This is a genomic window from Microbacterium sp. CFBP 13617 (genome assembly GCF_014839445.1).
Lineage (GTDB): Bacteria > Actinomycetota > Actinomycetes > Actinomycetales > Microbacteriaceae > Microbacterium.
In genome coordinates, this window is sequence record NZ_JACYNW010000003.1 from 686,049 (window position 1) to 698,133 (window position 12,085).

The following is a 12,085-nucleotide window of genomic DNA, read 5'->3' on the forward strand; positions in this document are numbered from 1 at the left end:
CTGTCGTCACTTCTCGCAACGCCCGCGCCGCGCGTCTGCGGTCCGGGTTAGCGTGAGGGCACATCGCGGCGATCCGGGCGGTCCCGGGCCTCGGCTCATAACCGAAGGCGTGGCGGGTTCGACTCCCGCCGTCGCGTCGACGTCTTCAGCACTGCGGCAAAGCAGAAGCCATCGCCACTGACACGCTCCGCTATCGTGAAAGTTCAATGAGCATTCACGCGCCGCTTTATAGTCTTTTGGCCTCCCCCGCATCGACCTCGCCAAGCGGAATCACCACGCTGTCGCTCCCGATCGTGATCGCGGTCGCAATCATGATCGCAGCGGCCATCTGCGCATCGTTCCTCGCTTACTTCGCGCGTGCGAGGCGGATTGTGCGGGAGACCAGTGCGGCGCTCTCTGCGATCGGCGATCTGAACGCGAGATTCATCGAGCGAGTCACGCCCCTTCCCGTTCTTGCGGCGAACTTCACCTACCGAGCGTCGTCGAAAGCGAACTTCGACAGGTTCGATCTCAACGAATACGCGCGGTCGTGTGTTCTGGAACGCGAGTATTGGTTTGCGAGCGAGATCGAAGCGCGCAAACTACGCGCTGGCGAGTACGCAAGTTATTCGAATGAACTGATGGCAGCGGGGGAACGGACGATAGGCCGGAGCAGCGACGATCGGGTAAAGCCGAGCCGCTACAAAAAGATCGAGCAGCGCCTTTTCTACCGGAGCATCCTCGCCCGTCCGACACCCATCGCACAGGTTGTCACGACAGTGACATACACGAGTCCGCAGGGTCGCAACTCGTACCGCAAACACACCGAATGGGGTTTCGCCGCTTTGCAGTCCCACTTGCAGACGGCGCAGGCCGTGCGTGCCCAGCGCTCCACCACGACCTATCTGCGAGCGCAGGAGCGTCGCCTCCTGACCCCCAGCCTCCGAGCGGACATTCTTCGACGAGATGCGTCACGTTGTCGAATGTGCGGCGCGTCGGCCTCTGACGGAGTGGTCCTGCACATCGACCATGTCGTCCCAGTCAGCCATGGCGGGCGAACTGTCAGCAGTAATCTCCAGACGCTCTGCCAGTCGTGCAACCTCGGGAAGAGCAATCGTTTCAGCGGCTGACGGGCAAGCGAACTCCCTCCCCACCCGGTGAGAACTGCCATGCTGGAGCGATGACCAGCCCCGCACCCCAGGACGTCCTCATCGGCAGCGAGAGCATTCGTCTGAGCGCGTTCCTCAAGTTCGCCGGCATCGTCGATTCCGGCGGAGACGCCAAAGAGGCGATCATCGACGGGTACGTCAAGGTGAACGGCGAAGTCGAACGCCAGCGCGGGCGACAGCTGCAGGTCGGCGATGTCGTGACGTTCGAGGGGCAGTCGCTCCGCGTCCAGCCGTGACGTCACCGCACCCCCTCTGACACGGGAAAGGCCCGCTCCCCCCGAAGAAGGAAGCGGGCCCTCGACACGGCATCCCGCGCTCGTGACACGGGATGCCGTCGCACCTCAGTGCTCGTCGTAGTGATCGGTGTGCAGCGCGTGGCGGTGGCCGTCGTGCACATAGTCGGCGTGGTCGTCGTGCACGACCTTCTCGTGGCCGCAGTCGTCGCCGTGGCGATGCTCGTCGACCCCGTGCTCGGCCTTTGACTCGTGCTCGTCGTAGTGGTCGCCGTGCAGGGCGTGGTGGTGGGTGCCGTGCACGTAGTCGATGTGGTCGCCGTGCTCGATCTTCTGGTGGCCGCAGTCGTCGCCGTGGGCGTGCTCGTCGACGGAGTGCTCGGCGTGGGTCTCAGCGGTGCTCATTGTTCGTTCCCCTGGTCGTTCGGTTCCTGGACGTGGGCGATCGCATCGAGCACGACGTGCGCGACATGCTGGTCGGCGAGGGCGTATCGAATCTCTTTCCCCTCGCGCTCCGAGCTCACCAAGCCCGCCTGGCGCAGTGTCCGCAGGTGTTGAGACACCAGCGGCTGCGACAGGCCCGCCTGCTCGGCGAGCACGCTGACCGTGAGCCGTTCGCGGCTCAGGAGCCACACGAGCGCGAGACGCGACTCGTTGCCGAGAACCTTGAACAGCTCCGCGGCTTCGTCGAGTCCCGCGATCTTGTCCACGGCATCCACTCGACCACACACATGCACGAATTGCAATGTGTTCACGTTATTGGGAGCGATTCTCGTTCGCGTACCGACGGTGATTCACGGCAGGTCGTCGCGACCTCGACTCGGCCGCCCCTCACCGAACGCGGCCCGCATCCACGCCGTTTCGGCCGCCGCGCGAATGTCTTCGTCGTCGCGTCGCCGTTGGGCGCGGCGCCCGATCCCGAGCCCCGCGCCCGCCACCGCGACACCGATGGCGATCCCCACAGCGAGCGCCCCGAGTTCCATGGGGCGATTCTACGAAGGCATCACCCCTGACGCCCCTTGAAGCGCGGGTTCTGCTTGTTGATCACGAACACCCGACCGCGGCGGCGAACGACCTGCGCACCGGGCTGCTTCTTGAGCGACGCGAGCGAAGCGCGAACTTTCATGGGGATCCTCCTTGTTGATAACCGTTCTCACTAACACGGTAGGGTGTCGGAAGCCCCCTGACAAACGAGAGGTGGATGCCATGCCCCGCACGATCGCCATCCTCGGCGTCTGCGCACCGGAACGCCGGGCCTACGCCGAACGCACCGCTGTCGCGCTCGATCGTCCGCTGCACCTGTTGCGTTTCGCCGACCTCCGGTCCTCCCACGCCCTGCCCCACCCGCGGTCACGCCCGAGCACCGCGGACGCCGTCGTCGACCTAGGCACCGACGTCGACCTCATCCACGCGATCGCCTCGCGCGGCGGCGCCGAGGTCGAAGCGGTCTGCGTCGTCGACGCCCGGCACATGGTGGGCGACCTGCTCGACGAGGCGCCCCTCGTGGCATCCGCTCGTCCCGGCGACACCCGCGCCGACGTCGGTGCGCGCGCACGGCAGGCGGCCCTGGCCCTGGAGCTGGCGACGCGCATCGTCTGGATCAACTGGGAGCAGGTGCCCACCGCGGCCCTCTCCGTGCAGATGGCCCTCGCTTCGCACCTGAACCCCGCCGCCGTGGTGCGCCTGTCGCGCGATCCGCTCAGCGACCTCCGATCCGAGGCTTCCCGCGACGGCGAGATCCTCGAACGAGCCGGCTGGGTGCACGCCCTCAACGCCGAGCACGATCCCTACATGCGCGACAACCGCGTCATGACGGTGCGCTACGAGCAGCTCCGGCCGTTCCATCCGGCCCGCCTCTCCGCCGCGCTCGACCGGCTCGACGACGGCGCCGCCGGACGCCTCGTGCGCTCCGCCGGATTCTGTCGCCTGGCCTCACGCCCCGGCATCCTGGCGCGGTGGGAGCACGTCGGCTCGGCGATGTGGCTCGAACCGATCGGTGCCGACGACGGACTCATGGGCATGGGCCAAGAGATCGCCTTCACCGGCCTCGACCTCTCGGCGCCGAAGCTCGCGCACGTTCTCGACCGGGCCGCGCTCACCGACGATGAACTCGCCGGCGGCCCCGCGGCCTGGGCACTGTTCGACGACCCGCTGCCGGCCTGGCCCGCGGTGGAGTCGTCGATCCCGGATGCCACCGACTGACGACCACCTGTCAAGCCGGTTCACCGGCACGGCGGCGTGGGGCAACGTGGCGGCATGAGCACTCCTGAGATCCCCTCCCGCCACTCCGACGACGCCCACGCCGACTCCGCCGCCCCCACCGACGCCGTGACCGACGAGGTGCGCGAAGACGCCGCCGAGTCCGAGGAACACGTAGAGCTCGACAACCACACGGGCGACGCGATCGACGGCGACGCCCCCGCAGACGACCCCGGGTTCCCCGCCGCCGAGGGTCACGCCTGAACCCGCGGTGATCGGAGCGCCCGGCGAGCACCTGCCCGGGTGCTCCTCCTGCACCGACCGGTGATGCCCGTCCCGTCGACGGCAGCGGCTTCGGAGCGGGTTCCGCTCGGCCGCTACGCGATCCGCGTCCCCGGCGGCAGGCGCTTCGCCGGCGTCCGGGTGCGCGAGATTCCCCACCACAGCAGCCCACCCGCGACCACCGCCTGCAGCAGCAGCCCCACGAACCAGCTCGGCGCGGTGCCCGCGAGCTGCTCCTCGGTGGTCGGGTAGTCGTATGCGCTGCCCGCGGGGTCGGCGCAGGCGTCGTAGCGCGGCGCCGGGTCGGGCTCGATCTGCGCGAGGCGCACACCCGAGGCGATCTGCGAGAACAGGTCGGACGGGTAGCCGTCGCGATACGTCGGCGGCGTGGCATCCGCGAGGATCACGAAGGGGTTGGCCGCGAGCAGCCACCACACGCGGTCGAAGCGCGGGGTCTCGCCGTACGACCTCGATTCGACGCACTCGAGCTCGTCGTAGGTGGGGCACCCCGCCCCGGGACTCGGCGCGCCCGGGTCGCAGCCGGTGGGCACCGCGTTCCAGTCGACGTCGCGACTCACCGTCACCTGCGGCGTGCGCAGCGCGGCGCCACCCAGTCCGAAGGCGAGCAGCGTGCCGATGGTGAGCGCGGCGACCACCAGGTACGTGCTGGCCACCGAGAAGATGGGCCGCGCGACCACCGCACTGAAACCCACCCCGATCGCCGCGACGATGCCCACCTCGAGGATCAGGATGCCGAGCGAGCTCACGATCACGCCCGGATTCAGCGCCCCGGCGAACGTCGACACGATGAGGAAGGGCACGGCCACGACGAGGAAGGCGAGACCGGAGATCCAGGCGGCCAGGAACTTGCCGATCACGATCTCGGTCGTGGTGGCGAGCGTCACCTGCACGGGAGCCAGCGTCGCGCCGTCGCGGTCGCCGTTGACCGCGCTGCCGCTGAGCGTGGGCGACACCAGCAGCACGAGCAGGAGCACGAGCATGATGACGAGCGAGAAGAACCACTCGTTGCCGCCGCTCCACAGCGAGAACGCGGCGAGCGAGAGCACCATGATGCCGAGCAGGATCGCGGCGAAGATCCCGAGCAGCACGTACCAGCCCACCGAGCGGACGCGCTGACGCAGCTCGATCCCGATGATCGTGCGCAAGCGGTGCGGGTTCATGCGCGGCTCCCCTCGTCGTCGCGGGCATCGGGCACGGCGGGCGCCGTCGGCCCCTGCACGGCGGCACCCGGCGGGGGCGGGGGCGGCACCGACTCGGACCGCAAGTCGAGGAAGGCGTGCTCGAGATCACCCACGGCGGGAGCGAACTCCACCACCGGCAGGCCCGCACCGACGAGGGCGCGCAGCCCCGCGACGGCACCCGCGTCGTCGGCGAACGGCACGAGAGCATCGCGCCGGTCGAGACCGATCTCGTCGCCGGAGCGGCCGAGGGCCGCCGCGATATCTCCGCGCGCCGCCTCGACCGACCTCGAGGAATCGGCCGCCAGTCGCACGCGCCACACCCGCACGCGCGTCGCCGCCGCCGCGATGCGATCGCCCGCGACGGTGCGGCCGTCGACGAGGAACACGGCGTCGTCGACGACCTCTTCGAGCTCGGACAGCACGTGACTCGACATCAGGATCGTGCGGCCCTCGGCGGCCAAGCGTCGCAGCAGCACGCGCAGCGCGATGCGCGCCTGCGGGTCGAGGCCCGACGCCGGCTCGTCGAGCAGCAGCACGCGCGGGTCGTGCACGAGCGCGCGGGCCAGAGCGAGACGCTGCTTCTGGCCACGCGACAAGACGCGGGCGGGTGCCGCGGCGAGCGCGGTCAGGTCGACGAGCTCGAGCAGTTCGTCGGCGCGGGAACGCGCGGCGTCACGCGACAGGTCGTAGAGCTGCGCGGTCGCCACCAGCACCTCTCGCGCCGTCAGGCTGGGCCACGCGCCCAGGGAGTCCGGCATCCATCCGAGCACGCGTCGCACACCGGCCGGGTCGGCGACCGGGTCGATGCCGCCGATGCGCAGCTCACCGTCGTCGGGCCGCAGCAGAGACGCCAGCATGAGCATGAGCGTGGTCTTGCCCGAGCCGTTGGGTCCGACCAGGCCCGTGACGCGGCCCGCGGCGGCGGTGAACGTCACCTGCCGCACGGCGTGCACCGAACCGAATGACCGTCTCACTCCCGCGACTTCGATACCGGCTTCCATGGCCCCCACCCTAGAGGGGAGCTCCGACGTGCCTCGTCTCGCGATTCGCGGATGCCAGGACTCAGGATGCCGCCAGAGCCCGGCCGAGGGCGTCGCCCGACGACCACGCGGTGCGTACCGCCGCGCTCTCTCCCCACGCATCGCCGCAGGCCGAGAGCCCGGGCGAGCGGAAGAACGGCTCCCCGGTCGCCTCGACGGGTCGGGCGAAGGTCCAGCGGTGGGCGCGCGCGGCGACGGGATCGGCATCGATCCGCAGGAGTCGGCGGGTCGCCGCGACGACGGGCGCGATCGCCGCGTCGGGGTCGTCGAGGTGCCGTCGGGCGCGGTCGGCGGTGGTGTGCACCACGAGCACGGGAGCACCGTCGCCGCGACGGTCGCCGTCGTCGGCGAGGAACGACACGTCGGCGTCGCCGTCGGCGAAGGCACCGTGCAGGTCGGCATCCCACTGCCTGTCGTCCCACCGGAGCACCACGGCGATGACCGGCTCCCAGTCCTGAGCGCCACCCGGAGCCTCGCCCGTCAACCGCGCAGCCTGAGGGGCGGGCATCGCGAGCACCACCTCGCCGGCATCGCGACCGTCGACGCGAAAGGGCTCGACGCGCTCGACGGCGTGCTCCGACACCACGTCGAGCCCCTCGGCCAGGTCGAGCGTCAGCGAACGCGAGCCCAGCGGAGCCGCCCATCTCATCGGACCGGGCTTGGGCGTCTGCCCGCCGTCGGCGTCGATGACGGAGAAGGCGTCGGTCCAGGGACGGGCGAGTCCCCGTTCCTCCCAGTCGGCGACGAGATGGCCGAAGCGCTCTGCCTCGCCCACGACGAAGTACGACGCGCCGAGGTCGACCGCGCGCCCGTCGATCGTGCGGCTCGCCAGGCGCCCACCCACGCGGCGCCCCCGATCGAGCACGCGCACCGACCTCCCGGCATCCTGCACCGCTCGCGCGCACGCGAGCCCGGAGATCCCGCCGCCGACGACCGTCACATCCACTGTCATGCGGTCATCCTCCCGCGTGATGCGAGGCGGAGGGGCGGGGTTGCGTCGCGGCACCCCCGGACTCGCGACCGCCGAGGGGCCGGCCCAAACTCCTGAGAAACCTCGACACGGCCGACGAGCACCGCCGAAGACGATGCCCGCCGACCGAAACTCAGGAGTTTCGCCCGCGCGTACGCGGGCGCACGCCCCGATTCCGCTCCGCGGGGCGCTCGGCCGCCGTCCCGCACACGGGCGCAACTCAGCTCCGGAAGAACTCGACCCCCAGGTCGGGATGATCCACGAACACCCCGTCGAGTCCCGCGTCGCGCAGCACCGACCATTCCGCGCGGTGGTCGCCGAACGCCGCGGCGCCGCCGGGCCGCCGATACGCGCGCAGCAGGAACATATTCTCGGGACGGCATGTCCAGGTGAAGACGCGCAGACCGCGTTGCTGCGCCTCGGTCAGGAGCGGAGCCGGACCACGCGCACGGCCCCAGCGGTCGGGGGCGAGGATGAGGCGCTTGTCGGGGCTGATGCCGTCGACCTCGGCGGCGAGCCCGTCGAGCCCCCGGGGGGTCAGCATGGCGGCGTACCCCGTGGCATCGGCGCCGTCGCGTTCCCGCAGGTCCCACGGCGTCCCCTCGGCCTCGATCAGCTGCACCAGCGGAACACGGATGCCGAGGTCACGCAGCCGCGTGAGCACCAGCGGCTCGAACGACTCGATGACGAGGGAGTCGACGGCATCCGTCCATCCCGCCGTGCGCAGCTCGTCGCGTACGAGCTCGGCCATGTCGAAGCCGAGGCGGGCGAACGCGGCCGCGTGCTTGATCTCGAGCACCACCCCGACTCCCCCCTCGCGGGCGAGATCGAGCACGTCGCGCAGGCGCAGCACGGGCTCGGTGTCGTCGTGGGCGGCGCTGGCGGGACGGATCGCGGGGATGCGCTCCCGGCACCGGAGGGTCTGCAGCTCCGCCCAGGTGAAGTCCTCGGTGAACCACCCCTCGAGCCGCCCGCCATCGATCGTCTTCGACGTGCGCCGGTCGGCGAACTCGCGACGCGTCGCGACATCGGTCGTGGCACTGATCTCGTTCTCGTGACGCACGACGAGCACGCCGTCTTTCGAGGGGACGACGTCGGGCTCGACGGCATCCACTCCCGCGGCGATCGCTCGCGCGTACGAGCTGCGGGAGTGCTCGGGGAGGTACCCGGGGGCGCCGCGATGGCCGATCACGAGGGGCATTCCGTCACGCTAACGACGCCGGGTGAACAACGGGTCCGCTCAAAGCAGAATCCCAGTCAGCACAAGGAATCCCGCGGCCCCCTCGGCTAGTGTTGTCTGACAGCACGGTGCTGTGATCACCATCTTTGGAGTGTGAGTTCCCGTGGCCCTCAACAACCCGGCATTCAGCAACCCGGCGTTCCAGGACCCTCGAGCCGGTGGCGCCCAGACGCGCTACAGCCCGCCCCCGGCCGTCGATCCCGCCGCAGACGCGTCGATCGAAGGGGCGTACGCCGCCCCCGCGGCGAGCGCAGCCCAGACCGGTCGCATGACCGTCGAAGACACCGTCTTCAAGACCCTCGCCCTCTTCGGCATCCTCGTCGTCACCGCCGTCGTCGGCTGGATCTGGACGATGAGCGGCGTCAGCGTCGCCAACCCCAACCCGAGCGTTGCTCCGATGATCATCGGCGGCCTGGGCGGCTTCGTGCTCGCCATGGTCGCGATCTTCAAGAAGAAGCCGTCGGTCCCCGTGTTCATCGCCTACGCGGCGTTCGAGGGTCTGTTCATCGGTGGAATCTCGGCGTTCTTCGAGTTCATGCTGCCCGGCATCGTCGTGCAGGCGACCCTCGCGACCCTCTCGGTCGTCGGTGTGACCCTCGCCCTCTTCGCCAGCGGCAAGATCCGCGCCTCGAAGCGTGCCACCAAGATCTTCATGATCGCGATGGTCGGCTACCTCGTCTTCAGCCTGCTGAACGTCGGCCTCATGCTCTTCGGCGTGCTGCCCGACGGAATGGCGTTCGGTCTGCGCAGCGCCACCATCGCCGGCATCCCGATCGGTCTGATCCTGGGTGTGCTCGTGGTCATCATGGCCGCGTACTCGTTGGTGCTCGACTTCGACCAGATCCAGCGCGGCGTCCGCAACGGCGCCCCGCGCGTCTACGCGTGGGTCGGCGCCTTCGGCATCATGGTCACCGTCGTGTGGCTGTACGTCGAGATCCTGCGCATGATCGCGATCATCCGCGGCAACAACTGACGCACCGATTCACGCGAAGGGCCGTCCCGTTCGGGGCGGCCCTTCGTCGTCGCCGCTCCTCTTTCCCATTCAGTGTCCAGGACACGCCGCGAGACCAGGTCGACGTACGGCGTGTCCTGGACACTCAACGCCGGGGCGGAGCGCCCGCAAGGGGTGCCGCGGCCGAGCGTCCCGACGCTAGCGTCGCGTCATGAGCCCCGCGAAGACGCCCGCCGAGATCCTCGACATCGACGGACACGAGGTGCGCGTCACCAGCCCCGATCGCGTCGTGTTCGCCGAGCCCGGCCTCACCAAGCTCGACCTCGTGCGCTACTACCTCGCCGTCGCCGAGGGGGCGCTCCGGGGCGCCGGTGGGCGGCCGATGGTGCTGAAGCGCTTCTCGAAGGGCCTCGACCAGGAGCCGTTCTTCCAGAAACGCGTGCCCGAGAACCACCCCGCCTTCATCGACACCGCGACCCTGCGCTACGCCTCGGGCACGTCCGCGGAAGAGACGGTGATCCGGGATGCCGCGGGGCTGGCGTGGGTCGTCAACCTCGGCTGCCTCGACCTCAACCCGCATCCCGTGCGAGCCGAAGACCTCGATCATCCCGACGAGCTGCGCGTGGACCTCGACCCGATGCCGGGGGTCGACTGGTCGCAGATCGTCGACGTGGCCTTCATCGCCCGCGACGTCCTGGAAGACCACGGGCTCGTCGGCTGGCCCAAGACCTCGGGGTCGCGCGGTCTGCACATCCTCGTGCGCCTCCGCCCCGAGTGGAACTTCGCCGACGTGCGTCTCGCGGCCGAGACCCTGGCCCGCGAGGTCGAGAATCGCGCGCCCGGGCTCGCCACCGCCCGCTGGTGGAAGGAGGAGCGGGGCGAGAGCGTCTTCGTGGACTTCAACCAGAACGCCAAGGACCGCACGGTCGCGTCGGCCTACTCCGTGCGCGCGCTCCCCGACGCGCGCGTCTCGACGCCGCTGACGTGGGACGAGGTGCGAAGCCGCCGCCCCGACGAGTTCACCGTGCTCACCGTGCCCGAGCGTTTCGCGACGCTCGGTGACCCGCACGCCGGGATCGACGACGCGGCGGGGTCTCTCGACGCGCTCCTCGCCCTCGCGAAGGAGCTCGGGCCGGCCGAGAAGCCCCCGCGCGGCGGCGACGGTTCGGGCCGCCGAGCGTCGACCATGCCGCTCATCGAGGTCGCGCGCACCAAGACCAAGCCCGAGGCGCTGGAGGCACTCGAGACGTGGAAGCAGCGGCATCCCGAAGCCACCTCCGCCCTGCACCCGGCCGACGTGCTCGTCGACGGCATGCGCGGCTCGAGCTCGCTCTGGTACCGCGTGCGGGTGAATCTGCAGCACGTTCCGGATGCCGAGCGCCCGGCGCAGGAAGACCTGATCGCCGACTACGACCCCTGGGCCGGCCGATCCCCGTCGTGAGCGGTCAAGAGCGAGGCGACGAGGTGGGCGCGACCGTAGTCGTACGCCTGATCGAGGTCGCCGCCGAGCCGGAAGGCCCCGCCGAGCTCCATGGTCACGAAGCCCGTGGCCCAGGCCGTCAGCAGTCGCGCGGCGTCGAGCGCGTGCTTCTCGCCCACCGCCGACGTGGTCGCCCGCAGCACCGGCGCGCTCGTGGCCGCGAGGCGCTCGGCATCCACCACCGTCGTGAACAGCAGACGGAACGCCTCGGGACGATCGTGGCCGAAGCGACGGAACGCGATCAACAGGGCGTCGAGATCGTCGGATGCCGCCGTCAGCCGAGCGGTGAGCTCGTCGGCGGCCCGCTCCCCGACGCGCGCGAGCAGAGTCTCGCGGTCGCGCACCCTCTTGTAGAGCGAGGGCGCCTTCACCCCCACCGCCTGCGCGACGGCCTGCATCGTGACGGCGCTCGGTCCGCCCTCGTCGAGCAGTCGCGCTGCCGCATCGACGATCTCGTCGAGGCTCGTTCTCTCCGGAGTCGGCATGATTCCTCCCATGGCTACGGATATAAGCTATCATGGCTAACGTTCGTAGCCATTCAGGAAGGCCCCTCATGAGACTCGCTCCGTCGCTCCACCGCATCGGCAACGACATCGTCGCGTCGTACCTCATCGTCACCCCCGAGGGCATCACCCTCGTCGACGCCGGACTCCCCGGCATGCACGCCGATCTGCTTCGAGAACTGGATGCCATCGGCCGCACCGCCGACGACATCCGGGGCGTCGTGCTCACCCACGGCGACAGCGACCACGTGGGCTTCGCCGAGCGCCTGCGCCGCGAGCACGGCGTCCCCGTCTACGTGCACACCGCCGACGCCGACCGCGCCCGCGGGGGCTCGAAGCCGAAGGCGGCCATGGGCCCGATGCGCCTCGGCCCACTGCTCAGCTTCGCCGCCTACGGGATCCGCAAGGGCGTGCGCCCCCAGTGGCTGACCGAGGTGAACGAGGTCTCCGACGGCGACGTGCTCGAGCTCCCGGGCAGCCCCCGCGTGGTCGGCATGCCCGGACACTCCCCGGGCAGCATCGCCGTGCACTCCCCCGCCGTGCGCGCGGTGTTCGTCGGCGACGCGCTCACCACGCGCCACGTGCTCACCGGCCGCATGGGCGCCGCCCCCGCACCGTTCACCGACGACCCCGCCGAGGCGATGGCCTCCCTCGACCGCATCGCCGGGCTGGATGCCGAGTGGGTCCTGCCCGGGCACGGTCCCGCCTTCCACGGCTCACCGGCCGCCGCCGCCGACGCCGTGAGGGCTGCCGCGCGCGGCTGAGCGGGGCTCGCGGGGTTCGCGCGCGGCAGTGGCTCCGCCCCCGCCGGGGCTGAGGGTCCGAGCCGTGGTCGC

At 70.4% G+C, this 12,085-nt stretch carries 16 protein-coding genes and 1 tRNA gene; 8 read left to right on the forward strand and 9 right to left on the reverse strand.

The window, feature by feature from the left end; genetic code table 11:
- Nucleotides 1-64 precede the first annotated feature (64 nt).
- The 3 genes from IFU40_RS11635 (at nucleotide 65) to IFU40_RS11645 (ending at nucleotide 1,384) form a co-directional block, all read left to right on the forward strand.
- Nucleotides 65-137 (forward strand) — tRNA-Met (locus IFU40_RS11635).
- 69 nt (nucleotides 138-206) lie between these two features.
- Nucleotides 207-1,109, forward strand: a complete 903-nt coding sequence (locus tag IFU40_RS16850; RefSeq protein ID WP_191926416.1) for an HNH endonuclease — start codon at nucleotides 207-209, stop codon at nucleotides 1,107-1,109.
- A 50-nt stretch (nucleotides 1,110-1,159) separates the two neighbouring features.
- Nucleotides 1,160-1,384: an RNA-binding S4 domain-containing protein gene (locus IFU40_RS11645; protein ID WP_055834045.1), complete on the forward strand. Its 225-nt coding sequence runs from the start codon at nucleotides 1,160-1,162 to the stop codon at nucleotides 1,382-1,384.
- A 105-nt stretch (nucleotides 1,385-1,489) separates the two neighbouring features.
- Here IFU40_RS11645 and IFU40_RS16855 read toward each other — a convergent pair whose 3' ends face one another.
- From IFU40_RS16855 to ykgO, 4 genes are all read right to left on the reverse strand, one after another.
- Entirely contained in the window at nucleotides 1,490-1,786 is a 297-nt protein-coding gene (locus IFU40_RS16855; RefSeq protein ID WP_191926417.1) for a hypothetical protein, read from the reverse strand.
- Entirely contained in the window at nucleotides 1,783-2,091 is a 309-nt protein-coding gene (locus IFU40_RS11655) for a metalloregulator ArsR/SmtB family transcription factor (RefSeq protein WP_191926418.1), read from the reverse strand. The genes IFU40_RS16855 and IFU40_RS11655 overlap by 4 nt, the downstream gene beginning before the upstream one ends.
- Nucleotides 2,092-2,175: 84 nt before the next feature.
- Nucleotides 2,176-2,364: a hypothetical protein gene (locus IFU40_RS11660; protein ID WP_191926419.1), complete on the reverse strand. Its 189-nt coding sequence runs from the start codon at nucleotides 2,362-2,364 to the stop codon at nucleotides 2,176-2,178.
- A 20-nt stretch (nucleotides 2,365-2,384) separates the two neighbouring features.
- A complete protein-coding gene (gene ykgO / locus IFU40_RS11665) occupies nucleotides 2,385-2,507 on the reverse strand; it encodes a type B 50S ribosomal protein L36 (RefSeq protein WP_055834032.1) in 123 nt (40 codons plus the stop codon).
- Nucleotides 2,508-2,587: 80 nt separating this feature from the next.
- Here ykgO and IFU40_RS11670 point away from each other — a divergent pair, with 80 nt between their 5' ends.
- On the forward strand, nucleotides 2,588-3,583 hold the full coding sequence (locus tag IFU40_RS11670; protein WP_191926420.1) for a GTP-binding protein: 996 nt from the start codon (nucleotides 2,588-2,590) through the stop codon (nucleotides 3,581-3,583).
- Between the two features lie 54 nt (nucleotides 3,584-3,637).
- Nucleotides 3,638-3,844 (forward strand): hypothetical protein, encoded by a 207-nt coding sequence (locus IFU40_RS11675; RefSeq protein WP_191926464.1) that lies wholly within the window; start codon nucleotides 3,638-3,640, stop codon nucleotides 3,842-3,844.
- A 113-nt stretch (nucleotides 3,845-3,957) separates the two neighbouring features.
- On the opposite strand, the gene IFU40_RS11680 is transcribed toward IFU40_RS11675, so the two are convergent.
- The 4 genes from IFU40_RS11680 to IFU40_RS11695 form a co-directional block, all read right to left on the reverse strand.
- Nucleotides 3,958-5,043, reverse strand: a complete 1,086-nt coding sequence (locus IFU40_RS11680; RefSeq protein WP_070408506.1) for an ABC transporter permease — start codon at nucleotides 5,041-5,043, stop codon at nucleotides 3,958-3,960.
- A complete protein-coding gene (locus IFU40_RS11685; RefSeq protein ID WP_191926421.1) occupies nucleotides 5,040-6,065 on the reverse strand; it encodes an ABC transporter ATP-binding protein in 1,026 nt (341 codons plus the stop codon). The genes IFU40_RS11680 and IFU40_RS11685 overlap by 4 nt, the downstream gene beginning before the upstream one ends.
- Before the next feature lie 61 nt (nucleotides 6,066-6,126).
- Complete coding sequence (locus IFU40_RS11690) at nucleotides 6,127-7,056, reverse strand: NAD(P)/FAD-dependent oxidoreductase (RefSeq protein ID WP_191926422.1); 930 nt, start codon at nucleotides 7,054-7,056, stop codon at nucleotides 6,127-6,129.
- A gap of 238 nt (nucleotides 7,057-7,294) precedes the next feature.
- Nucleotides 7,295-8,275, reverse strand: coding sequence for a glycerophosphodiester phosphodiesterase family protein (locus IFU40_RS11695; RefSeq protein ID WP_191926423.1), 981 nt, complete (start codon nucleotides 8,273-8,275; stop codon nucleotides 7,295-7,297).
- A gap of 142 nt (nucleotides 8,276-8,417) precedes the next feature.
- Here IFU40_RS11695 and IFU40_RS11700 point away from each other — a divergent pair, with 142 nt between their 5' ends.
- Together IFU40_RS11700 and ligD are read left to right on the forward strand one after the other, a co-directional pair.
- Nucleotides 8,418-9,287, forward strand: coding sequence for a Bax inhibitor-1/YccA family protein (locus tag IFU40_RS11700; RefSeq protein ID WP_055834018.1), 870 nt, complete (start codon nucleotides 8,418-8,420; stop codon nucleotides 9,285-9,287).
- Between the two features lie 190 nt (nucleotides 9,288-9,477).
- Complete coding sequence (ligD, locus tag IFU40_RS11705) at nucleotides 9,478-10,707, forward strand: non-homologous end-joining DNA ligase (protein WP_191926424.1); 1,230 nt, start codon at nucleotides 9,478-9,480, stop codon at nucleotides 10,705-10,707.
- Here the strand turns inward: ligD and IFU40_RS11710 are convergent.
- Nucleotides 10,674-11,231 carry a TetR/AcrR family transcriptional regulator gene (locus tag IFU40_RS11710; protein ID WP_191926425.1) on the reverse strand — a complete coding sequence of 186 codons (558 nt, stop codon included), beginning with the start codon at nucleotides 11,229-11,231 and terminating at the stop codon, nucleotides 10,674-10,676. The two genes, ligD and IFU40_RS11710, sit on opposite strands and share 34 nt — an antisense overlap.
- Nucleotides 11,232-11,299: 68 nt before the next feature.
- On the opposite strand from IFU40_RS11710, the gene IFU40_RS11715 reads away from it, so the two are divergent.
- On the forward strand, nucleotides 11,300-12,013 hold the full coding sequence (locus IFU40_RS11715) for an MBL fold metallo-hydrolase (RefSeq protein WP_191926426.1): 714 nt from the start codon (nucleotides 11,300-11,302) through the stop codon (nucleotides 12,011-12,013).
- Nucleotides 12,014-12,085 lie beyond the last annotated feature (72 nt).